Here is a 25003-nt window from a genome sequence, read left to right as displayed (position 1 = left end):
ACATGTCAAATTACTTTAAGCATAAAATGAGAGGCAAATCACCAGGGGAAATTATTGGAATGATACTTTTTGGTGCCCTATTTATTACAGGATTAGCCATATTGTTTGGCTTTATTATTATGTGGCTATGGAATTGGTTAATGCCAATGATATTTGGCCTCACAACACTTACGTTTTGGGAATCCGTTGGTATTTTTATTCTATTAAAAATTCTCTTAGGCGGTTGTGGTGGCTTTGGAGGCAAAGATAAAAAAGCATCCAAATCATCGAAATGTGACCACAATACTAAGGGTGAATTCTCAAAATGGAAACATTATGATGACTTTTGGAAAGAAGAAGGAAATCAAGCTTATGAAGCCTATATCAATCGTAAAACCTCTAAAGAAGAAACAAATGAGCAGCACAATTTATAAAACATCGCAAAACGACATGCAGATTCATATCTTTAAAACAAATATCGAAACTATGCTCGACTTAGATATGTTACAATTATTGTTTAACGCTAACAGAAATATAATTGAATGGTCCGTAGATTTAGAAGATATTGACAAAGTTTTAAGGGTAGATTCCCGTAAAAACTTAAGCCAAATCGATATTATTAATCAAGTGAAACTTATGGGGTTTTCCTGTGAAGAATTAGATTAACAGCTTCAAATACCCGAAAGGTCTGCACTTGAAACTCTACAGACTTTTTGACATTAAAGGGTAATAATGTTATACTCACGTTAAACTCATTTTTGAACCTTGGCTTTATGAAAAAAATAGACTAACTTAGTTTTAATGCCATAAAATTGGCGATTCTTGCTTTAATTTGAGTAATAAGACAAGAAATTAATAATCTTAAATTAAAAAAAATATGAGCACGATTAGACTAGGTGATGAAGCACCTAATTTTACAGCACAATCCACAGAAGGCGAAATTAATTTTCATGAATGGCTTGGTGAAAGTTGGGGAATTCTATTTTCCCATCCTGCAGATTATACGCCAGTTTGCACAACTGAGTTAGGAACCGTAGCCAAATATAAAACTGAATTTGACAAAAGAAACGTTAAAGTAGTTGCACTAAGTGTAGATGGTTTGGTATCACATAAAGGCTGGGTAAAGGATATTAATGAAACACAAAACACTGAGGTAAACTTTCCTATAATTGCAGATGAAGATAGAAAAGTAGCTGAATTATATGATATGATTCATCCCAATGCTGACAGTAAACTTACGGTGAGATCTTTGTTTGTTATAGATCCAGATAAAAAGGTAAAATTGACCATTACGTATCCTGCATCAACTGGACGGAATTTTGACGAATTATTGAGAGTCATAGATTCTTTGCAATTAACTGCATATCATAAAGTCGCGACACCTGCGAATTGGAATACCGGAGATGACTGTGTTATAGTACCATCTGTTGCGAATGAAGACATTCCTGGTTTGTTCCCAAAAGGACATACCGAAGTTAAGCCTTATTTAAGGATGACACCACAACCAAACCTGAAATAAAACGCAGCTATTTTACGCAGTTCCAGTAATGGTTTCTGGTGTTTTAGATCTGAAGTTTTCAAACAGAATAAAAAAAAAAAGCACAATCCTGAGATTGTGCTTTTTAAGTAATTATAATGAGATTCCATAACAAAACAGAAAGGTTTGACTTTAAAAACAAATAACCGAACTTCGCTCTCATAAAAACCCATCATTATTAAATGAAAAACGACCCTAAAGATTCAATTATATTTAAATGTGGTAAAACCCAAAAAAATCGATTTATGCTAGCACCATTAACCAACCGACAAAGCTATGAGGATGGGCAACTTTCCGAGGATGAATTTCGTTGGTTGACAATGCGTGCCAAAGGGCGATTTGGCTTAGTGATGACCTGTGCTTCACATGTGCAAGAAATAGGTAAAGGTTTTCCAGGACAGTTAGGCATATTTTCGGATAATTTGACTGAAGGCCATACCAAACTTGCCAAAGCCATTAAAGCTGAAGGTAGTTTAGCCGTAATACAATTGCATCATGCAGGTATGCGATCTCCTAAAGATGTTATTGGTGAAAAAGCCGTTTGTCCTTCTGACAGCGAAAAACATAATGCCAGAGCTTTAAGTCTAAAAGAAGTAAAAGAGCTAAAAAATGATTTTATAGCTGCAGCCGTAAGAGCTAAGCGTTGTGGTTACGATGGCGTAGAAGTTCATGGTGCTCATGGTTATATTTTAACGCAATTTTTAAGTTCAGAGATCAATAAACGAACCGATGATTATGGAGGCTCTCTTGAAAATCGCTCAAGATTATTATTTGAAATTGTAGATGGAATTAGAAACCAATGTGGTCTGGAATTTTTATTGGGTGTTAGATTATCACCGGAAAGATTTGGCATGAAACTATCTGAAATAAAATTGATTTCGCAACAACTGATTGATAGTAATCAAATTGATTTTTTAGATATATCGCTTTGGGATTGTTTTAAAAGGCCAGAAGAATATCCTGAAAGTGAACTTAGCCTATTAGAACATATTCTACAACTCGATTATAAAAATGTAAAACTTACTGTGGCTGGTAAAATAGAAACTGCTAAGCAGGTCCAAAAAGTATTAGATTTAGGAGTTGACTTTGTTACCATCGGTCGTTCAGCAATTCTACATCATGATTTCCCCTTGAAAGTTATGAACCACCCTAATTTTACGCCTATTGAAACGCCTGTAACTGAATCCTATTTGAAAAACGAAGGCTTAAGTGATACGTTTATCACTTATATGCGACGTTGGGATGGTTTTGTTGAGGAGAGCAACTAGAATTATATAGCAGAAAAAAAAGCACAGTCCTAAAACTGTGCTTTTCGCTTTTTGATTTATAATTTGAAAAGAGAGTATCTCTTAATGAGATCCCTTTTTTCAAAGGGATTTGTTTAAATTTCCCGATCAGAATCCCAAGCTTCCAAATAATCCTTGACCGCTTTTACAAACTGTCCACCGAGAGCACCATTAACCACTCTATGGTCGTAAGAATGGGATAAATACATTTTATAACGGATGCCAATGTAATCACCTTCTGGCCCTTCAATCACTGCAGGCGTTTTTCTAATAGCACCTAATGCTAAAATACCAACCTGTGGTTGATTAATGATTGGTGTTCCCATGATACTACCGAAAGTACCAACATTGGTTACGGTGTAAGTGCCTCCTTGTATATCATCTGGACTTAATTGTCCGGTTCGTGCTCTATTGGCTAAATCGTTAACACGTTTTGCCATCCCAAATAAATTTAACTGGTCAGCATTTTTAATGACTGGTACAATTAAATTACCGTCTGGTAAAGCAGCTGCCATTCCAACATTTATGGCTTTCTTTTTAATGATTTTATCGCCTTGAACGGAAATATTCATCATTGGGAATTCTTTTAAAGCCTTTGTTACAGCTTCCATAAAGATTGGAGTGAAGGTTAGATTTTCACCTTCCCGCTTCATAAAGTCGTTTTTTACTTTCTTTCTCCAGTTCCAGATGTTGGTTACATCAGCCTCAATAAACGATTGCACATGGGCAGACGTTTGCACCGAGTCTACCATATATTTTGAAATGAGTTTCCCCATTCTGGTCATTTCTATAATCTCGTCACCATTTGAAACTTCAATTGGTTTTTCTTTAGATTTCTCGGCTGATTTATCTACTGATTTTTCTGATTTAGATTTTTCTGTACTTTGACTATGCTCGGTGTCCACTTCTTTCTTAGGAGCTTCAATTGAACTTTGTCTACGCTCAGCATCCAAACGCTTTGTGTCATCATCTTTCGTAGCTGAAACAGGTTCTGCCTTAGGTGTTTCATCCGTTTCAGGCTGAGAAGTAGATGCTTGAGCAGGACTTGGTGCAGACCTACGCGATTCTAAATAGGCTTTAATATCGTTTTTAGTGACACGATTGTCTTTTCCTGTTCCTGGAATAGTGTCTAATTCGGATTGGGAAATACCTTCTTGTTTCGCTATGTTTTTAACCAAAGGAGAATAAAACCGATCTTCTGTAGACACCACTGGTTCAACCGCTGTTTTTGCTGCCACTACAGTTTGTGCAACATCAGCAACGGCCTTAGGAGCTTCTGGTTCAGCAATAGGTTCTGGTTGTGGTTCTGGTTCTGCTTCAGGAGCTTTCACTTCTGTGGTTTCTCCGCCTTCAGTTTCAATTATGGCAATAGTCTGCCCTACTTGTACTACATCATCAACATCAAATAGTTTTTCGACTAAAACGCCATCGACTTCACTCGGTACTTCGCTATCTACTTTATCTGTAGCAATTTCTAAAACAGCTTCATCTGCTTCAATTGTATCGCCAACATCTTTAAGCCATGAGGTTATGGTTGCTTCTGCAACACTTTCACCCATTTTAGGTAACTTAAGTTCGAACTTTGCCATATCTATAATTTGAAGGTCTTTATTTTAAAATCGATTGCAAAATTAATAAAAAAACAGATGAATCGTTGATTTTTATTCAATTAATACAACTTTAGAAATGTAATACTTTACCTCTATTGAGAGCGCTATCACTTCCGATGATAAATTTACTGTTTTTTGGTAGAAATCTAAAAACAATATTTTCTTGTTTCGATTTCTGTTTCATGTCACGGATCACGGTCGTAGTGTTCAGCATATTAAAATCGTAAACCACCATACTATGAGTTTCAATTTTATCTTCTAGTGAATCTAAAAACTCTACTGGTTTTGGTAATTGTTTTTCTAAAGATTGGTCTCGAGTTTTAGAATATACATATGATCTTTTCGTTGTTGTTTCCAATGTCTCTGGAGACTTACTCATCACATATGCCAATTTAATTCCTAGCCAAACGATGACATTAAAAAACAGATTTTGTTTGAAATGCTTTTTGTAAAAAATTTGCATCGCTCCATAAAAGCGTTTGGCGTATTTCGCATCTTTGAGTGTGCTTTCCCCTTTAAAATGTATAATGGTTGTGTCGCCATAATAATAATTATCGTAGCCAGCTTTTACAACCTTATACGATAAATCGATATCTTCTCCATACATGAAATAAGCTTCATCAAAACCTCCAACAGCTTCATATACGTCTTTTTTGAGCCACATAAATGCGCCCACTAAAATATCAACTTTACCCTTACTTTCAATTTGAACATCGTTTGCGTAGTAACCCTTAGTTCTTCCCAACATTTTCATTAAAGACACTTTTGGCGTTGGCACATTTCGTTTACTTTCTGGAAGAAATTGACCTTTTCCATCAATGAGTTGACAACCAATAATACCAAGATTCTCTTTTGAATCCGCATACTGGATAAGTTTAGTAAATGTATCCTCAGCGACAACCGTATCTGGATTTAGAATACAAAGATAGTCGCCTTTAGCGTGAGCAACACCAATGTTATTACCGTTCGAAAACCCTGAATTTTCGTTGTTTTCTATAAGTTTTACAGTAGGAAATAGTTGCTTTACCATAGCGCAACTATCGTCTTGAGAATTGTTATCTATCACAATTATTTCGGCATCGATATTGACAATGGCTTCTTGAACGCTTTTCAGACATAATTCCAAAAAGTAGCGCACATTATAATTTAATATGATGACAGATAACTTCAAAACATCATGATTTTAGTGATGCTTCAAAAGGCACACGATCAATTATGCTACGACCTAAAGTAATTTCGTCGGTATATTCCAATTCGTTTCCAGCTGCAACGCCTCTCGCAATCGTGGACATGGCTACATTGTAATCTTGTATTTGCCTGAAGATATAAAAATTGGTGGTATCTCCTTCCATCGTTGGACTCATGGCAAAAATCAATTCCTTGACTTTTCCTGATTTCACTTTTTCAACTAAAGTAGAAATATTCAAATCCTGTGGCCCAATCCCATCCATTGGTGATATCTTTCCGCCTAAAACGTGATACAGACCTTTAAAGGAGCTGGTATTTTCCACAGCCATTACATCTCTTATATCTTCCACCACACAAATTAATTCGCTATTTCTATTTGGGTTTTCGCAGATTTCGCACAACACTTTATCACTGATATTATGGCACGATTTACAAAAGTTAATTTCACGTCGCACCTTAGATAAAGCATCTGCCAATTGAAAGGTTTGATGTTCTGGTTGACGCAATAAATGCAAAACCAAACGCAATGCAGTTCGCTTACCGATTCCTGGTAACTGCGACATTTCGTTGACTGCGTTTTCCAAAAGTTTTGATGAAAATTCCATGACTGCGAAGGTACAGATTTTTGAACATGAAGTTATTTAAACTTTTAACATTTAAGCGAAAATTAGCGATTTTTTGGCTAGTTGAAGGCTTTTTTGATTTGCATAGCATTGTTACGGAAATAAAAAAAGACGAAGAATGGACGAAAAAGGGCGATTTTTTAGCAAACGTAAAAAGCTAAAATCACTTCTGTAAAAAAAGTCCAATTACGTATTCTTTGTAATTGGACTTTTTGAATCTATTGCAAGACTTATTTTAAAATCAATTTTTTGGTTATTTCACCATTAGAGGTATTTAATTTCACAAAATAAACTCCGGTTTCATAAGATGATGTTTCAATGCTATAAGCGTTCGCTAAGTTCACGTTTTTAGCATAAAACATCAATTTTCCCAGTGTACTATAAATTCGTACTGTAACATCTTCTGAAGTATTCCATTTTAAATTTACGCTGTCCTTAGTGGGATTTGGATATAAGGTGAAATTATCCAATTCGAAATCAGAAACACTTAAGGTTTCATTATACAGATCAGATCTCCACAAACCTCTTCCATAGGTGGCAGCGTATAACTTACCATCTACGGCATTAATTTCGAGTTCATTAATCCTTACATTTGGCAATCCATTATTGAACGGCGTCCATGTCTCACCCAATTGATTATCGGTGTAATATATGCCGTAGTTCATACCGACATAAAGACCATCTTCTCCATTATCTTGCCACGTTACCGCTTGTGCAGAGAAATTTGGTAGATTCCATCGTATAGATGTCCAGTTTTCGCCATTATCTGTACTTACATATACTTTTTGGCCGTTTGTAGTTGCAATAGCTATTTTATCTGGATCGGTAGGGTGTACAGCAATGCCATTAATTCTTCCGCCACCCAAATTAAGCGATGATTGTGTCCACGACGTTCCGCCATTAGACGTGTACCAAAAGGCGCCGTTAATGGATAAATACATTTTACTGTTATCTGTTGGTGCCACTTTAAAATGATCTACGTCGTTAGCAAATTCCTGAGAAATAGATGTCCAATTTATTCCACCATCAAGGGATTTATAAACCTCATCAAATGCACAATAAATGACATCTTGAACTATTGGATCTTGCTCATAAGGCACTATCCAATTCCAATTAAAATCGCCTCCTTTATCATCTGGTTGGGTTAGAAATGCAATGTTTGCTCCACCATTAAAACTCTTCACAAAAGAACCATATTGGGACGTACCGTAAATAACCTGTGAATCCGTTTTATCTATAAAGCCTTCCATACCGTCTGCGCCCCACCAATCAGTCCAATTTCCGTCAGTACCTAATATAGATGACCCATTATCCTGTGAACCACCAGTTACCAATACTGGTTCGGTTTGACTTACGCCTATTTTATAAAACTGTCTTATACCTAGTCCTGCAGTAAGATCAGTATAATAACTACTATTTACAAGTGTTGGATTATCTGCGCGATAAATTCCGCCATCGGTTCCCACCAAAAGTTTCGTATCAACTCCAGTGCCCACAAATTCCATGATGTCCACATCGGCATGACAATAGCCAATATTTTCATTATTAGCGCTAAAAGGAGTCCATTGTGATGTAATATTAAAATCGACGCCTCCATTAGTTGATCGCCACGTATTAATACCTGCAATATGAACATCATTAACATCATTTGGGTTTACGGCGATATCCATATCCCTTGGCGCTTGACCTCTTTCATCATCAGCTAAACTTTCGTACCCGAAAAAGTTTTTATCTGTATGATTCAAAATATTAAAATTCGAACCACTATCCGCAGATTTATACAACCCTCCAAACTTGCCATCTTCAGCTTCCAAAACATATACTGCTAAAGGATCATCTGTAGAAACCCCAATCATTTTTGGACCAGTACCGAATTCATTCGAAATAGTTTCAAAACCTTCAGAATAGACAAGGCCTAAAGTGCTGTCTTCAACCGAAACATCATCTAAAGTAACTCCTCTTCCATAATTTGCTGTTGCTTCAAACGCTACATAATAATCTGATGATGGATTTGGTAAGCTAAGTGTAATATCCGACCAACTTGTCACCTCGTCCGTATAATTTGCGAGTTCCGTCCAATCTCCTGAAGCTGATGTTTTATATAAAACTCTTAAGGCATCAATATCACCGTCCCAACTTACTTGCGTAAAAGAAAATTTTAGCTCTGGCGATACTGCGCCAGCTAAATCTAATGACGGACTAAGTAATCTTGTTGTTGGACTAGAAAAATTATCTATAAAGAAAAATGCCATAGCACTTCCTGTTCTTGGAGTTACGGAATTATTGCTATTTGCGTTACTTATGCTCCAAGAATTTGAACCGGTTACAAACTCTTGATTCAAATCGTCTGATGCACTAGGAGAACTAAAGGTGAGCCCGCCGTCTGTAGATTTATAAAAATTATTTCCCGAAGCATAAACCGTATTTGGGTCTCCTGGTTTAAATTCAAAATCGAAACCATTTGTCACAGTGGAATGAATTATAGACCAAGACGAACCTCCATCAACAGATTTAAATAGTCCGTTACCCTGGGCACTACAATACATTATAGATGTATCCGTAGGATGAATTAGAATTTTGTTTACAAATCCACCTCCAGGCAAATTACTATGAAGTGACCACGTCGATCCACCATCGCTAGATTTGAATACAGTACCACTGTAAGATCCCCAAAAATAGGTTGAACTATTTAACGGATCTATAGCCAATGCATATACATCCATATTGGCTAAATTATCGGTAAGCACTGACCATGTCGTTCCACCATCTAGCGTTTTCCAGACACCACCTGTTTGGCTACCTACAATCATATGATTTGGATTTCCGTTTTCTGTGGCGATTGATGTGATACGACCAACACCTGGATTATAACCAGAAGTTGCATTCCAATAGGTTGGTCCCATTTCTTCCCAAGTGCCAACAACTGTTCTTGCTGCTAAACCTTCATTATTCAGTCGTGCATTATAATTTTGAAGTTCATTGTAATAAAAGTCGGGGGATTTCAATTTTCCTGTTTCATCCATGGCACGTTCAGCAAAATACTGCCAACGTCTAAATGGCTTATAACCTGTTCCTCGCTCTCTTCCTACGGTATCAAAGTGACGTTCTGCAACCTCAACAATAGCTTCTACAGTAGTCGTTCCTTCGGCAATAAGTTCTTTATAATCCTGAGCAAAGAGTCCCAAGCTAAACATCATAAATGTAAATAAGCAGATAATCTTTTTCATAAATAATTCTTTTTTAAAGCACGCTTTTTTTTCAAAAGTACTACTTTTCAAAAATATTACTAAAAAGTTACACTTCATGTCTCCAACATCAATACTTTTATTAATTGCGTGTTATTTCGGCTTGCTTATTTTAATTTCTTATTTCACTGGTAAGGAAGATTCTAATGCTGCTTTTTTTAAGGCGAATAAATCCGCACCATGGTATTTGGTGGCATTCGGAATGATAGGTGCCTCTTTGTCTGGAGTCACTTTTATTTCTGTTCCTGGTTTGATTGCAGGCCAAGAGTTTGCCTATATGCAAGGCGTTTTAGGCTTTTTTGTGGGTTATTTTGTAGTTGCGTTTGTATTGATTCCGTTGTATTATCGCCTAAATGTAACGTCTATTTATCAATATTTAGAAGATCGTTTTGGTTTTATAAGTTACAAAACTGGTGCTTTTTTCTTTTTATTATCACGAGTGACAGGTGCTTCTTTCAGGTTGTATCTCGTGGCTTTAGCGATGCAATACATTGTGTTCAAAAGTTTGGGTGTTCCTTTTTGGGTCACTGTCGTTATCTCAATCTTACTCATTTGGTTGTACACTAATAAAGGCGGTATAAAAACCATTATTTGGACGGATACCTTGCAAACCATTGCTATGCTCACTTCAGTTGTAGTTGGAATTATTTTAATTCTGAATAAACTGGATTGGACTTTAGCCGAAACATTTACCAAAGAAACCTTTAAAAATAAGAGTCAGATTTTTTATTTCGATGATATCAATAGTTCTATTAATTTTTGGAAATATTTTATTGGCGGGATTTTTATAACTATTGCAATGACCGGTTTGGACCAAGATATGATGCAAAAAAACTTGACTTGTAAAAACGCCAATGAGTCTAAAAAGAACATGCTATCCATGTCGGTTCTACTCGTTATCGTCAACCTCGTGTTCTTAACGCTTGGTGCTTTATTATTCATATATGCTGAACAATTCAACATTGCGATTCCTAAGTTAGATGGTGTTACCAGAACCGATTTGTTGTTTCCTGAAATAGCAATGAATCAAGGGCTTGGCAAAGGTCTGGCTATTACGTTTATTATTGGTTTAATTGCTGCTGCATATAGTAGTGCGGATTCTGCTTTAACCTCTTTAACAACCTCTTTTTCCGTAGATTTTTTGAACATTGAAAAAAAACCGATTGAAGCGCAAAAACCGTTACGTAAAAAAGTACATATTGCAGTCTCTTTACTTTTAATAATTGTGGTTATTATTTTCAATTCATTAGAAGGTAGTGTGGTAAGTAACCTCTTTAAATTCGCCACCTTTACATATGGTCCTTTACTCGGGCTTTTCGCTTTTGGAATTTTAACGAAAAAATCGATAAAAGATAACTATGTTTGGATTGTTGGGCTCGTTGCTATACTCGCAACCTACTTTATAACGCTAGCACCAACCTATTATGCTTATAATCTTGGATTGTCATTGGATGACTGTACAAAATCAACTTGGGAATGTGCTGCTGTATATGCCCAAAAACATTACTATAATTTCCATTGGGAAATATTACCCTTAAATGGGTTGATTACCTTTTTAGGTTTATGGTTTATTAAGAAGAAAAAATAATCCATTAATTATTTGAGATTATACCTTGTTTATGACAAATTATTGCATACAAATTCATAAATGATTAAAATATCATTATTTGTTACAAAACACCTACTCCGAACATGCCAAAATTAATCGATTTTTAAATTGTCTAAAACATCGGGAAAACTGGAATAACCTACTATTAATTTAGTTGTTGCTTTTTTATTTGTTCATTTTGCATTGATGCAAAACGAACCAAAAAATCAAAACGATTTATTAGGAAATCGCTGAAGCGCCATTCGCTAATACATGATTGATATAGAAAATTAAATCACCAGTAATTCCAATCCTAGATTTATTTTTATAATTACCCTTCTTGCTCATTATTTCTGAAAATCGTTGTTTCCGACATTGTCGGAAGTTAGATGTTGAGTTCTAACTTAGTTTTTGATTTGCATATTATAATCTGAAATTCTTGGGCTTCAACTTTTCTTTATTGAACTTCTTGAAAACTCTAAACATCTCAGTTTTTGATTTTCTAACAAAAATGAATCCTTTTAAATTAATGAAATAATCCAAAAAATATCAAGCCAATTCCTAATACTGACCGGTACTCAACAGCACCAAAGTACAAGCTGCTTCATAATCAATATTATTTTGTTTTAAAAGATTATAAAATTCGGAATTTTCTGTGCCTGGATTAAAAATAACACGTTCTGGATGCAACCCAAGAATGTAATCATAATACGTTTTTTGCCGTTGCGGATTAAGATATAAGGTTACGGTATCTATATTTTTATAAGACATTAATTCCGTATCAATAGTAACGTCAGCAACTTTACCTGATTTTAGACCAATGGCTTTTACCTCATGGTTATGTTGCCGTAAACGTTTAATGGCTATATGGGAATAGCGTTGTGGCTTTAACGATGCGCCTATAACTAATGTATTTTTCTTCATGTTGTTAAAAAGATGTTAAGTTGTGTTAATTGAAGTAACATAATGTAAAAGTAGTCGTCTTACTACTAATTAACTATCAAATCAATCAAATTAACTATCAAATCAATCAAAAAATCAATCAAAAATGAAGCATTTATTCCTAATGCTTATGATGGTCTCATCAGCCATTTTAAGTGCACAACCCAATTCCAATTCAGAAATTAGAAGCGGTTCCATCTCTGGTCGTGTTATCGACGCAGAACTCAACGAACCCTTACCTTATGTAAATATTGTTATTAAAGATACGGACCATAAAATTATTACAGGTGGCATTACCAGTGCGGATGGCAGATTTGAAGTTAAAAATATTCCTGAAGGTAAGATTATAGTTTCTATTCAATTTGTCGGTTTTAAAACTATTGACCAAAACATCACTTTAGGTAAAGGCAATTACAAAGTTGATATAGGCGATATAAAACTTCGAGAAGAATCTACTGGTTTGGATGAAGTTACCGTAGTTGCGGATGTGTCCACCATTCAGCAAAAGGTAGATCGCAAAGTTATTACCATTGGTAAAGATCTACAAACCGCTGGTGCCACAGCAAGTGAGATTATGAACAACTTACCATCAGTTAGCGTTGATCAGCAAACAGGCTCTATCAGTTTACGTGGCAACCAAAATGTCCGTGTTATGGTCGATGGAAAATTGTCGAACATTCCAGCAGATCAATTGCTAAAACAAATTCCTTCAACGTCCATAAAAAGTGTTGAATTAATTACCAACCCTTCAGCAAAATACAATCCTGAAGGCATGAGCGGCATTATTAATATTGTCCTTCATAAAAACACCCAAATCGGTTTTAACGGGAATCTTAATTTGGCATTGGTCTATGATATTGAACCAAAATTCAACAGTTCCATTGATGCCAATTACCGTAATGGTAAATTCAACTTATATGGTTCTTATAGTAATGGTTTTACAAAAAATGTCAATTACGGACAGATTAATAGAATTGAACAAGAAATTGAGCAAAACTTCTATATTCTAAACAATAACAAGTCTCATCTCTATAAAATTGGACTCGATTATTACTTAAATGACAGGAATACGATTTCAGTGTTTACCAATCAGAACAGTTTTGATGGTCGGACAAAAGTAGATTCTGGCATCGACTATCTTACAAATCCATCGCTTAATGAATCACAATTTACGGGTGGTGATAATGAGAACGATTCGCAACAATACAACTTTAATTATAAGCACGATTTTAATGACGAAGGTCACAATATAGAACTCGAAGTCGATTATAATTTATTTGATGGCATTGGCGACACTAATAATATATTTTTCAGTTCGCAACGCCCAAATTTTATAGAAGATACAGATACGGAACGAAATCAAACTACGGTTAATTTAGATTATGTAAATCCATTATCCGAATCTGTAAAACTCGAATTAGGCCTCCAGGCACGTTTATTTGATACTAGTATTTTTTATGAATCGAATGCCAGAGAACGAAACGAAGCTGGCGATTACATCCCAACCACCACACGTTTTGATTATACAAGGGATATTTATTCCGCCTATGCCACCTATGGTAAAAAGATGGAGAAATGGAGTTACCAAGTGGGTTTAAGAGCAGAAACAGTTGCCGTGGATTCTGATGCTTTTAAAAGAGATTTGGCTGCCAGTGAAGCACTGAACATTCCATTTGAAAATGATTATTTTGAATTATATCCTTCCGCATTTTTTACCTACACACCTTCAGAAAAAAATTCGTATCAATTAAGTTATAGCCGTAGAATTGATCGACCTGGTATTGGGCAAGTTAATCCCTTACCAGAATGGAATACGCCCTTGATTTCACAATTTGGAAATCAAGAATTGCGTCCTCAGTTTACCAATTCCATGGAAGTAAATTATACCAGACAATTGGAAAAAGGTAGTATTACGGCAGGTGTATTTTACAGACTCATAGAAGATGAAATCCAACAGGCTATCTTAATAGATAGAACCGATCTTCACCGCTTAATCCTTACGAATTTGAATTTTGATAACACCTCAGCTTATGGTGTGGAATTATCGTCAAACTACAGACCGACTAAATGGTGGAGTATTAATGCGAGTTTCGATTTATTCTCACAAACCCAAAAAAGCGTTGCCGAATCTTTTGATACCAATCAAGATATTGTTTTGAATACGGTTGAAGTCGATAATGTATCTTATAACCTACGAGCGTTCAACAATTTTAAAGTAAGCAAAAGTTTAAGTTTTTCCGCTTTTGGAATGTATAGAGGAAAAAATAAGAACATACAGTTTGAAATGAGTGATATGCTTATGGTCAACTTAGGCATGCGCTACAGTTTTCTTGAAGATAACAGGGCTAGCTTTAGTCTAAGTTACAATGACATTTTCGATACCATGTACGCACAATTTGATGGTCAGAGACCTTATGCACAACGTGGACAATTTAACTGGGAAAGTCAACAAATTTCAGGACGATTGTCTTACCGTTTTGGTGGTGGAAAATACAGAGCGAAATCACGTAAACAACGTGATAACGATGTTAAAGAAGGTGGAGGGATGTTTTAACATGAGATTAGATCGCTTTGCTCTAAGTATCTAGAAACTAGAATTGGTTAAATAAAACTGAAAATAAAATTTAATAGGTATAACATTATTAGTTGATGGTTAGTGAACATGTTAGACTATTAAATTAAGAAAATCCTGATGCGTCTTCTTTTTGACGGTCAGGATTTTTGTTAAATACACGTTAAATGTAAAAAGTCATGAAATAAAACAGAACATTTTACGTCTATAGGTGTAATAAGTTTTAAGTAATAGTTATTGTAAATTAATTTTTACAAGAGTGTTAGTTAAGTTGGTTAATAGCTGAAAAGCCCAGATGCGTAATAATCTGGGCTTTTTTATTTTTTATGTAAGATTCGTTTAATCCGTTTTCAGTTTAGATATTATCTGCCCTACATTTTTGTTTTCAAATTTACTAATGACTTTAAGCAAAAAGCCTATGATTCGCGATTTAGGCGCTGCGATCATTCTACTAAGCTCTAATGTTACTTTATCAATAATATCTATTGAACTGACTTGATTTTCTGGTCCAAGTCCCCAAAGCAGATTGGAATTATTCCAAGATTGCTGACGCGCTTTTCGCATACTAAAATCTATGACCTTTTCATCTGAGTTTTTTCCAGCCCAATCCAATAAAAATAAAATCGGCGATACTCTGCTTAGTCGCTCTTGTATCTCATTAACTATACTAAAAAGAATAGCGTTGACTTTATCGAAGTCATTTTTCACGGATTGAATCTCTTTTCCTGTCATAACCTTGCTCGTAGCAATGGCTAAATCCAAGTTGATATGCGCATTCATGCCCAACATAACGTGTTGTAAAATAGTTAAAGACTTCTCACTATGCGTAAAGGCAAACAACCACGATTTACTTATAGGTTCATTGTTTTGATATTGCTTATAAGCATCGAGATACAAGTTAGCAAAAACCACATCCAATTGTTCTAAGAGTACGTTGTTTTCAAAACTTCCCTTTTGAACTTCTTTAAGTATTTCTGCCGTAGTTCTTCGATATACGTATGCAAATAACCCAAGTCGGCTGTTGCTTTCAATGGCATTATCTATTATTATATCTAACTGATTAATAACCTCTTGTATGGTGGTTGCGCGCGTCATTTGTATGTTTAAAAATACGAAATTATTGGGATAGTGGACTTTGTAATTTAGGTTGTGGAGGATTCTTAGCTGGTTTTTATCTTAACTCATATTTAAAATTAATTTGTGAGTTGAGTTGGAAAGTAACTCCCATCTTACAGCTGTTCGTTAGCGATGAGAGTTGATTGTTTTATTAGTTATCTTCGGATATATTCGGTTATTCTTCCTTTCAAATCCATCCTTTCGTGCAGTATTCTCGTTATTTCAATATAATTTTTGTTTAAAGTTCTGTAGAATATGATATGCCATTTTGTTTTCATTCCGAGAAGTTGCTTTGATTCGTAGTTTTTTCTTTAATTTAGATTTTCTGCTATTTCTTGGCAATTGGTAATTAACCCATCGTAATATTTGTCCGCTTGTTGTTCAGACCAGACCTCAAATGTATAATCCCAAATTTTTGATAAATCGGCAACAGCTTTGTTGGTCAACTTATATTCAGCCAATCGAGTGTTTTTTCGCTTTCAGGGATTCAAGATGTTTTTTAGGGTCAAAGTCGTGGGCCATTCCGCTGTCGACTCCTTCTTGGATTGCATTTTTCAAAGCAATCACTTTGATTTCTTCTTCCTCTAATAATCTTAATCCTGCACGTATAACTTCGCTTACATTCTTAAATCTTCCTTCGCTTATGCTTTTTTGCACGAATTGGTCAAAATAATTTCCTAGAGATATTGATGTGTTTTTATTCATTTGATTACTAATTTTATCAAATATACCAATAATTGGTATAAAAGTAAATTTTTCTCAAATTGCACATAACGGCAGTCTGTCTCAAAACTCATTTGTGAATGCCGTACTTGGATTTTTTTAAAGGTACTTGCCCGAATAGGCTAGCCAAAATCATAGCTTTTGAGACAGCCTGACGGTCTTATGTATGATTTTCTTACGTGTTTCAGCAACTAATTTAGCAAATACAAAGCGAATAGAAAATGTGAACCCTGTTATGGCAGCAGTGGTCGAAAGAGCAGTGATCCATTAGTGTTTTTTTAGTTATGTCTTGTGGAGATTTATACGAGCGAATTATGGCTAAGCGTAAGAGCAAAGCAGGCCTTTGCAATAGCTAAATCAGGATTAATATATATGGAGAATATAAAAGTAGGTTAGTGAAAAATTAACGGGTTTTTACTTGTATTTTAGCTCAGTATAACGCTATGCTCTGGTTTTATTTACTTTTTTGATTTTCTTCCTCAATTGCCCAAATCTGTTGATATAATGCACCACGAAACTTATCATTCAATTCATAACCTGGTTCTCTTACTTCATTGTTTTGAGACATAATAATTCCTACAAAATTTCGCTTTGGGTCTGCCCAGAAGTAAGTGCATTCATATCCACCACCAATCCAAAGTCCAGCTTCTCCTTGTTTTTTTGTTTTCATTGAATCACCGCTAATCCATAGATTATAGCCATTATACCCATAAGGGCTATCTTTTTGGGTATGAGGCGCATATATATCTTCCACAGTTGCTTTTTCTAAAAACCTATGTCCATTTAATTCTCCTCTTTTTAAAAGCATTCTCACAAAATCTGTATATCCATCTGCGGTAGCAACCATACCTTCACCACCTAAATATAATTGATGGTTGTAATCATAATCTGGAACATCGGGACCAAAAATATCTAACTCACCTCTTTTAGCTTTACGCAAAGTGGAATCTCTACCTGTAAATTTTGGCAGTAGTTTTTCACTTACTGGTAGTCTAAATTGTAACCCTTTGATCTTCATAGGTCTAGTTACTCTTTCCTCAACGAGTTGATTTAATTTTTTGCCCGTTGCTCATTCTGCCACTAATCCTAAAACAGTAGTATTTGTACCATAAAAATAATCTGTGCCAGAATGCTGAATTAAAAGTAGATTTGCCATTTTATTTATTAATTCATCAGAGTTTTTTGCCATTGGTAAATTCTGTTCAACAATCAATGAATCAATACAAGGGAAACCTGTGGTTGCATAATAAAATCCTGCTTGATGATTGATAAGATGTTTTACAGTCATTACAGAATCATTAGTAACTAATTTTACCGGACAGGCATCATTTCCTTCGCCCGCTTTAATTTCCAATAAACTCGTGCCATTATCAGAGATTGCAACTTTAAGGTTTTCAAATTCAGGGATATATTTTGCAACTGGGTCATCAATTTTTAATAATCCATCTTCTATCAAATCCAAAACAGTAGAAATGGTTACTATTTTACTCATTGACCAAATTCTAATCCAAGAATCTCCATCTATTTTAGTATTTGGAAGTAAATCGTTATTTACAGAACTATGTTCATAGAGAACATTCCCATCCAAATCTTCTAGCCTTGCATAGATAAAAGGGTAAAAGTCATTCTCAACGTAATCATCCAATATTTTATCTAAGTTATCTGTATTACCAATTGTTAAGGCTGGTGTATTTTCTTTTTTTGAGCAAGCTTGGATACTTAATATGATGAGAAAAAAGTAAAATAATTGATTGTTTCTGATTCGCATTATATTGATTTTAAGTTGTTCGTTTAACTTGAGCATAACTCGTTTCAAAACAACTTTTCCAAAAATAGCCATAATTTCATATCAATTCAATTATAAACATGGAATAAGTGGTTTTAAACAGTTATAGATGAGTACAAACACTTAAGAAGCATTTGTACCCCCTTAAAATTTCATAATCACACTTCCCCAAGTAAACCCACTGCCAAAAGCAGCTAATACAACCGTATCGCCTTCTTTTACCTTACCTTCTTCCCAAGCTTCAGTTAAAGCTATTGGTATTGAAGCGGCTGTGGTATTGCCGTATTTTTGGATATTATTAAAAACTTGGTCGTCAGTTAATTTAAACTTCTTTTGTATAAATTGTGCTATACGTAAATTCGCTTGGTGCGGAATCAACATATCAATATCCTCGCGTTTCAAATTGTTTTTCGCTAAGCCTTCCATGATGACTTCGCTAAATCTCACAACGGCATTTTTAAATACAAACGTACCATCCATATAAGGAAAGTACGATACATCGTCTTCGCCTGCTTCTATAATTTCCGGTACCCAATGCGCTATGCTTGGTGATGCTACAATGAGCTTATCGGCATATTTGCCTTCACTATGCAAGTGCGAAGATAAAATTCCTTTGGAAGTATCTTCTTCTCTTGTTAAAACTGCGGCTCCTGCGCCATCACCAAAAATCACCGAAACGCCACGACCTCTTGTACTTTTGTCTAAACCATTACTATGGTATTCAGCTCCAATAACCAAAATAGTTTTATACATTCCTGTTTTTATAAATTGGTCTGCCACAGAAATCGCATAGATAAAACCAGAGCACTGATTTCTAACATCTAATGCTCCAACGGTTGGCATATCTAACATATCCTGTATTTGTACACCACAACCTGGAAAATAATAGTCTGGACTTAAGGTCGCAAACACTATAAAATCAATATCATCCTTGGTTAAACCTGAACGCTCAATAGCAATTTTTGCAGCTTTCGCTCCCATTACGGAAGACGTGTCTTCAGAGCCGTCTTTAATCCAACGACGTTCTTTTATACCGGTTCGTTCTTGGATCCATGCGTCATTAGTATCCATTAGTTTAGACAAATCGTCGTTTGTAACCACGTTGTCTGGCAGGTATTTTCCTAAGCCTATTATTTTTGAGTTGTACATATAAACATTTGTTTTATTTCCCATGAAAATGGGAATCCTTTTATTTTAGTTTCCAATTCCGAAGCTTCGATAGGAAATCTTATTATTTAGTCTTGCGAATTTAAACTTTAAGGTACAATAAATTTTTAATCCATTTTATATTCGTTATGCACGCATAATAGTTGTGTCAGTTTGTCACATTTTAAGTCTTGGTATTTTATTTGAATAGAGGTTAAAGAGCAATTAAAACTATAATTAATCAGTTTCCCACCTTCATGGGAACATTTAATAAATTAAATATGACAAAAGGAAACATTAATGTATCGGTAGAGAATATCTTTCCGTTAATTAAAAAGTTCTTGTACAGCGATCACGAAATCTTTTTACGTGAGCTAATTAGTAACGCAACGGATGCGACTCTAAAATTAAAACACTTAACCAGTATTGGTGAAGCCACGGTTGAATATGGTAATCCAATCATCGAGGTTAAGGTTGATAAGGAAGGTAAGAAACTTCATATTATCGATCAAGGTGTTGGTATGACAGCTGAAGAAGTTGAAAAATACATCAACCAAATCGCCTTTTCTGGTGCTGAGGAATTTCTAGATAAATATAAAGATTCTGGAAAAGACACAGGCATCATTGGTCATTTTGGTCTTGGATTTTACTCGGCTTTTATGGTGGCAGAAAAAGTGGAGATCATTACCAAATCTTATAAAGACGAACCTGCAGCACATTGGACTTGCGATGGCTCTCCGGAATTCACATTAGAACCAGCTGAAAAGGAAACCAGAGGCACAGAAATTATTCTTCATATAGCGGAAGATTCTACTGAATTTTTAGAAGAAGCTAAAATCCGTGAGCTTTTGATGAAGTATAACAAGTTTATGCCTATTCCAATTAAATTTGGAACCAAGGAAATAAACGATCCTGAGTTTACACCAAAAACAACAAAGGATAAAGATGGTAAAGAAACCACGGAGCCGCACAAACAAATTACGGTTGATAATATCATTAACAATCCAAATCCGGCTTGGACAAAACAACCGACAGATTTAAAGGACGAAGATTACAGTAGTTTCTACAGAGAATTGTATCCTATGCAATTTGAAGAACCATTGTTCCATATTCATCTTAATGTAGATTATCCGTTCAACTTAACAGGAATCTTGTATTTCCCTAAGATGACGACGGATATGAACATGCAGAAAGATAAAATTCAATTGTACCAAAACCAGGTTTTTGTAACCGATAATGTGGAAGGTATAGTTCCTGAATTTTTAACGATGTTACGTGGTGTTATTGATTCGCCAGATATTCCATTAAACGTATCGCGTTCCTATTTACAAGCAGATGGTGCTGTAAAGAAAATTTCATCTTACATCACTCGAAAAGTAGCTGATAAGTTGAAATCCTTATTTAATGCGAATCGTGAAGATTTTGAAAAGAAATGGGACGATATTAAAATCGTGATTGAATATGGTATGTTATCTGAAGAAAAATTCTTCGAAAAAGCAGATGCCTTTGCGTTATACCCAACGGTTGATGGCAAATACTACACATTTGAAGAATTGACCAATGCTATAAAAGCAAAGCAGACGGACAAGGACGATAAAATGGTGATTCTTTATGCCTCTAATAAAGATGAGCAACATTCGTATATAGAATCTGCAAAAGCAAAAGGCTACGAAGTGCTGTTATTGGATTCACCTATTGTATCGCATTTAATCCAGAAATTGGAAACGACCAAAGAAAATATTTCTTTTGCTCGTGTAGATGGTGACCATATTGATAACTTAATCAAAAAAGAAGATACCACGATTTCGAAATTATCTGATGAAGAAATAACGAAATTAGATGAGTTACTTAAAGAAGTGATTCCTTCTGAAAAATTCACGGTACAATTAGAAGCTATGGATAGTGACGCCTCGCCTTTTATTATTACGCAACCAGAATTTATGCGTAGAATGAAAGAAATGCAGCAGACAGGTGGTGGCGGAATGAACATGTTTGGCAACATGCCAGAAATGTACAACCTCATCGTGAATACAAATTCTGAATTGGTTGGTGAAATTATAGGTACGAAGACCAAAAAGAAACAAGAACGTTTAATTAACCAAAGTTTAGATTTGGCACGTTTATCTCAAGGCCTTTTAAAAGGTGAAGAGTTGACAAACTTTATTAAACGTAGTTACGATATGATAAAGTAGACAAAAGACCGCTTCGCTTTTAGAGCCAAGAGTCAAGACTAAAAACCACTTAGAAATATCTAGGTGGTTTTTTTTATTAACTTTAGCTCTTAAAACTGAATGATATGAAACCGCTTCACAAAAAAATACTATTAACCATACTTATTATTGGCTTCTTATTCTATATCGATCCTGTTTATGCAGGTCCTGGTGGCACTATAGCCAAAGGTCTGTTTAAAACTTGGTGGGGAAAATTAATTTTGTTTGCAATTGTCATTGTGTTCTTTCCTTTAATCGTTTATACCTACTCCGTTGAATTTTTTGCGGTTAAGAAAACTAAAAAGCAGCTCAATCAAATTGGGCTAAAGCACAAGGATTTTTCATGGCTAAACCTTGATAAAAACGTACGTAATGTGTTTACACGCGTTTATCTGGCTTGGGACAACGAAGACATGAAAGAAGTTTCAGAATATGTTAATCATTGGTATTGGCAGAACCAACAGACCGTTCATTTAGATAAATGGAAACAGGAAAACCTAAAAAACGTCTGTAAGTTAGATAAAATCAAAAGTGTAAAACCACTCTATTTAGAACTAACAGAGAACGAAAATCTTGAAGGTTCAAAAATTGCATTCGTAATTTCTGCTAACATTAAGGATTATTTAAAAGACAAAGAAACACAACGTATTGTACAAGGAAAAAATGAATTTGGTGATGAAGAGAAAATCTGGATTATGGAATACACCAATGGTAAGTGGCTTTTGGACGATATTAGAGAAGGAAAATTCAGTTTGGCTTTTGCCAAAATGAAAAATGTAATACCAGAGTTCCAAACCACTGCGAACTTAACGACAAAATAATTTTTTTTCAACATTATAAATATCTTTTAATACCACTTTGAAATTCCAAAGTGGTTTTTTTGTAACTTATCCTTTTAAGAATCGTCATATAAGTAGTAATCAATCCACAGAAAAAATGAAAACCAACCACACCTTTGCCTTATTGCTATTTAGTTGCCTTTATATCACAACTAGCAACGCACAAGATTTAACTCAACAATTTGATGCTATTGTATCTGAATCTTACAAGCCAGATGAACCAGGTGCGACCATTTTAGTAGCCAAAGATGGTAAAGCCATTTACAGAAAGGCCATCGGAAAAGCGAGTCTAGAATTGGATGTCGATATGGTTCCTGAAAACGTATTTATGTTGGCATCAATTACCAAACAATTTACGGCAGTTGCCATTTTAATGCTCGAAGAACAAGGCCAGTTAAGTTTGGATGATTCCATTACAAAGTTTATTCCAGATTATCCAACGCACGGCAAAACCATAACAGTTCATCATCTACTTAATCACACCTCTGGAATAAAAAACTATACCGATAATGAAAATTTTAGGGATTTTGCACGTATCGATAAAACGCTAGATGAATTAATCGCGACTTTTAAAAACGAACCTATGGATTTTGATCCAGGAGAAGCCTTTAAATACAATAACTCGGGTTATATCTTACTCGGTAAAATCATTGAAGTTATTTCTGAAGACACCTACGAAAATTTTATTGAGAACAATATATTTGAGCGTTTAGGTATGACGAATTCAAGTTATGGAAACACCAGTGAAATAGTTAAAAACAGAGTTAGACCGTATGAACAAAATGACAATGGCTATGTCAATGCCAGTTATTTAAGTATGACCTTGCCTCAAGCTGCTGGTTCATTGACATCTACCGTTGATGACATGCTAAAGTGGCAAAATGCGCTAACCAATAACACATTGATCAAAGCAACAACTTTGGATAAAGCTATTAATGGCTCAACCCTTAATAATGGTGAGCACATTACTTATGGTTATGGTCTGGGCGAAATGAACCTCAAAGGGTCTAAAGGCTATACACATAGTGGTGGTATTTTTGGCACCTCTACCAATGGATTATATCTTATTGACGAAGGTATCTATGTTATAGGCTTGAGTAATTGTAGCTGCAAGGACATTGGCGCAGTCACTCAATCTCTCGCTGCAACGGCTATTGGAAAACCGTTTCCAACAATGAAGGATGTAGTTAAATTATCTGAAGCTAAAATGAAACAATGGGTTGGTGCTTATGAATTTGAAGATGACGTCATTCGACATATATTTATGGAAGATGGTCAACTTAAAAGTATGCGCGAATCAGAATCGAATACGGTTTTTGATATTTATCCACTTTCCGAAAACCGTTTTATGTTTAAGGATGGAACAATTGAGTACGAGTTTTCAAAATCCGAAAACGGAAAACGTGAAACCATATTTATCACAGGCACAGAAAGTGTAGGAAAGGAAGTTGACAAACCAATTCCTGAAGCCAAAAAAGAAGTGACGCTGACCAATGCGGTTTTACAATCGTATGCAGGCAAATACCAGTTAGGCCCAAATTTTAATGTTCAGATTACGGTTGATAATAATCAAATTTTTGCCCAAGCCACAGGGCAAGGTCAATTTGAAATCTTTGCGGAAAATGAGACTGAGTTTTTTGCGAAAGTTGCCGCGATAAAAATCAAATTTAATAAAGACACTTCTGGAAAAGTAGAGAGTTTTACAATTTATCAAAGTGGCAATGAAACACTTGCAAAAAAAATGGAATAGTCAACAATTTTGACCCAAAAGTACGACCACTTAGTTAGTTCTAAGTGGTTTTGTTTTTTACAAACTCAATACAAACGACATTACACTCACCAAAAAGCGGACTTTACTAATTTCTCATTTTTAATCCCTTAATTGATGATTAGGTTTGAAGTGTACTAACATTAAAACTTTATATCATGAAAAATCAATTTAACTTAGACATCAAAACGCCATGTTCAGAAAACTTCAATCAATTTAACCCAACTTCCAAAGGTGGTTTTTGTGGCGCTTGTGAAAAAGAAGTCATCGACTTTACAAAAATGAATACCGAAGACATAGTGGCGTTCTTTAAAAACAAATCCACTCAAAACACCTGTGGTAGATTTAACAGCAACCAGTTAAAAACCTACAAAGTAGAAGCTAAAACAAACAAAAGCATTAGCTTTTTAAGCGGTATAGGATTAGCATGTTTAGCAATCTTTACAAGTTTTACGGCTCAAGCACAGGAAATCAAAAAAAATATTGAACCTAAAGAAAACACCTCTGAAATTAAAGCTTCAAAATTCGAAAACAATATTATTGTAAATGGGACTGTAATGGAAAGCGATCTACCGCTTCCTGGTGCAAATGTAGTTTTACAAGGATCAACAATTGGTATTGCAACCGATTTTGATGGAAATTTTGAATTTCCTGAAAAATTAAAAATAGGAGATGTTTTGATTGTCAGTTATGTGGGTATGGCATCACAAAAAATTGTTATTGAAAATAAAGATTCAGCTTCAAAAATTGAACTCAACATAGATATGAAAGCCGATTCTTGTATCGTAATGGGGAAAGTTGCCGTAAAACAGGTCTATAAATCCAGAAGAGATTAATCTATCAAT

General features: G+C 35.0%; 19 protein-coding genes and 2 pseudogenes. 11 read left to right on the top strand and 10 right to left on the bottom strand.

The window, feature by feature from the left end:
- Window positions 1-2: 2 nt before the first annotated feature.
- The 4 genes from HM990_RS04685 (at window position 3) to HM990_RS04670 (ending at window position 2784) form a co-directional block, all read left to right on the top strand.
- Entirely contained in the window at window positions 3-413 is a 411-nt protein-coding gene (locus HM990_RS04685) for a hypothetical protein (protein ID WP_178987831.1), read from the top strand.
- Window positions 394-645, top strand: coding sequence for a hypothetical protein (locus tag HM990_RS04680; RefSeq protein ID WP_178987830.1), 252 nt, complete (start codon window positions 394-396; stop codon window positions 643-645). Before HM990_RS04685 ends, HM990_RS04680 begins: the two co-directional genes overlap by 20 nt.
- 211 nt (window positions 646-856) lie before the next feature.
- Complete coding sequence (locus HM990_RS04675; RefSeq protein ID WP_178987829.1) at window positions 857-1498, top strand: peroxiredoxin; 642 nt, start codon at window positions 857-859, stop codon at window positions 1496-1498.
- A gap of 263 nt (window positions 1499-1761) precedes the next feature.
- Complete coding sequence (locus HM990_RS04670) at window positions 1762-2784, top strand: NADH:flavin oxidoreductase (protein ID WP_229719367.1); 1023 nt, start codon at window positions 1762-1764, stop codon at window positions 2782-2784.
- Between the two features lie 113 nt (window positions 2785-2897).
- Here the strand turns inward: HM990_RS04670 and HM990_RS04665 are convergent, their stop codons facing one another.
- The 3 genes from HM990_RS04665 to recR all read right to left on the bottom strand — a co-directional run bounded on the left by HM990_RS04665 (window position 2898) and on the right by recR (window position 6205).
- Complete coding sequence (locus HM990_RS04665) at window positions 2898-4391, bottom strand: dihydrolipoamide acetyltransferase family protein (RefSeq protein ID WP_178987827.1); 1494 nt, start codon at window positions 4389-4391, stop codon at window positions 2898-2900.
- A 91-nt stretch (window positions 4392-4482) separates the two neighbouring features.
- Entirely contained in the window at window positions 4483-5583 is a 1101-nt protein-coding gene (locus tag HM990_RS04660; protein ID WP_178987826.1) for a glycosyltransferase family 2 protein, read from the bottom strand.
- Window positions 5584-5587: 4 nt separating this feature from the next.
- The gene (recR, locus tag HM990_RS04655) at window positions 5588-6205 is read right to left on the bottom strand and encodes a recombination mediator RecR (RefSeq protein ID WP_178987825.1); all 618 of its coding nucleotides are present in this window, start codon (window positions 6203-6205) and stop codon (window positions 5588-5590) included.
- Window positions 6206-6231: 26 nt separating this feature from the next.
- On the opposite strand from recR, the gene HM990_RS04650 reads away from it, so the two are divergent.
- Entirely contained in the window at window positions 6232-6384 is a 153-nt protein-coding gene (locus tag HM990_RS04650; RefSeq protein ID WP_178987824.1) for a hypothetical protein, read from the top strand.
- Between the two features lie 69 nt (window positions 6385-6453).
- Here HM990_RS04650 and HM990_RS04645 read toward each other — a convergent pair whose 3' ends face one another.
- The gene (locus tag HM990_RS04645; RefSeq protein WP_178987823.1) at window positions 6454-9450 is read right to left on the bottom strand and encodes a T9SS type A sorting domain-containing protein; all 2997 of its coding nucleotides are present in this window, start codon (window positions 9448-9450) and stop codon (window positions 6454-6456) included.
- 76 nt (window positions 9451-9526) lie between these two features.
- On the opposite strand from HM990_RS04645, the gene HM990_RS04640 reads away from it, so the two are divergent.
- Complete coding sequence (locus HM990_RS04640; protein ID WP_178987822.1) at window positions 9527-11056, top strand: sodium:solute symporter; 1530 nt, start codon at window positions 9527-9529, stop codon at window positions 11054-11056.
- A 561-nt stretch (window positions 11057-11617) separates the two neighbouring features.
- On the opposite strand, the gene HM990_RS04635 is transcribed toward HM990_RS04640, so the two are convergent.
- A complete protein-coding gene (locus HM990_RS04635; RefSeq protein ID WP_178987821.1) occupies window positions 11618-11980 on the bottom strand; it encodes a CoA-binding protein in 363 nt (120 codons plus the stop codon).
- A 124-nt stretch (window positions 11981-12104) separates the two neighbouring features.
- Here HM990_RS04635 and HM990_RS04630 point away from each other — a divergent pair, with 124 nt between their 5' ends.
- Window positions 12105-14552: an outer membrane beta-barrel family protein gene (locus HM990_RS04630; protein ID WP_178987820.1), complete on the top strand. Its 2448-nt coding sequence runs from the start codon at window positions 12105-12107 to the stop codon at window positions 14550-14552.
- Between the two features lie 357 nt (window positions 14553-14909).
- Here HM990_RS04630 and HM990_RS04625 read toward each other — a convergent pair whose 3' ends face one another.
- The 5 genes and pseudogenes from HM990_RS04625 to HM990_RS04605 all read right to left on the bottom strand — a co-directional run bounded on the left by HM990_RS04625 (window position 14910) and on the right by HM990_RS04605 (window position 19344).
- Window positions 14910-15665 carry a DUF5995 family protein gene (locus HM990_RS04625; RefSeq protein ID WP_178987819.1) on the bottom strand — a complete coding sequence of 252 codons (756 nt, stop codon included), beginning with the start codon at window positions 15663-15665 and terminating at the stop codon, window positions 14910-14912.
- Window positions 15666-15841: 176 nt separating this feature from the next.
- Window positions 15842-16147: pseudogene (locus HM990_RS04620) on the bottom strand (type II toxin-antitoxin system RelE/ParE family toxin).
- Window positions 16140-16391, bottom strand: a complete 252-nt coding sequence (locus HM990_RS04615; RefSeq protein ID WP_178987818.1) for a type II toxin-antitoxin system ParD family antitoxin — start codon at window positions 16389-16391, stop codon at window positions 16140-16142. Before HM990_RS04615 ends, HM990_RS04620 begins: the two are co-directional and overlap by 8 nt.
- Before the next feature lie 472 nt (window positions 16392-16863).
- Window positions 16864-18177, bottom strand: a pseudogene (locus tag HM990_RS04610) (serine hydrolase domain-containing protein).
- Window positions 18178-18339: 162 nt separating this feature from the next.
- Window positions 18340-19344: a 3-oxoacyl-ACP synthase III family protein gene (locus tag HM990_RS04605; RefSeq protein WP_178987817.1), complete on the bottom strand. Its 1005-nt coding sequence runs from the start codon at window positions 19342-19344 to the stop codon at window positions 18340-18342.
- A gap of 278 nt (window positions 19345-19622) precedes the next feature.
- Here HM990_RS04605 and htpG point away from each other — a divergent pair, with 278 nt between their 5' ends.
- The 4 genes from htpG (at window position 19623) to HM990_RS04585 (ending at window position 24994) form a co-directional block, all read left to right on the top strand.
- Window positions 19623-21533, top strand: coding sequence for a molecular chaperone HtpG (gene htpG, locus HM990_RS04600; protein ID WP_178987816.1), 1911 nt, complete (start codon window positions 19623-19625; stop codon window positions 21531-21533).
- 104 nt (window positions 21534-21637) lie between these two features.
- A complete protein-coding gene (locus HM990_RS04595; protein ID WP_178987815.1) occupies window positions 21638-22372 on the top strand; it encodes a Tim44 domain-containing protein in 735 nt (244 codons plus the stop codon).
- Between the two features lie 115 nt (window positions 22373-22487).
- Window positions 22488-24140: a serine hydrolase gene (locus HM990_RS04590; RefSeq protein WP_178987814.1), complete on the top strand. Its 1653-nt coding sequence runs from the start codon at window positions 22488-22490 to the stop codon at window positions 24138-24140.
- A 176-nt stretch (window positions 24141-24316) separates the two neighbouring features.
- The gene (locus HM990_RS04585; RefSeq protein ID WP_178987813.1) at window positions 24317-24994 is read left to right on the top strand and encodes a carboxypeptidase-like regulatory domain-containing protein; all 678 of its coding nucleotides are present in this window, start codon (window positions 24317-24319) and stop codon (window positions 24992-24994) included.
- Window positions 24995-25003: the final 9 nt, after the last annotated feature.

This window comes from Winogradskyella schleiferi, from assembly GCF_013394655.1.
Classification (GTDB): domain Bacteria; phylum Bacteroidota; class Bacteroidia; order Flavobacteriales; family Flavobacteriaceae; genus Winogradskyella; species Winogradskyella schleiferi.
The sequence above is the reverse complement of the archived record's forward strand: the minus strand, read 5'-3'. Positions and strand labels throughout refer to the sequence as shown.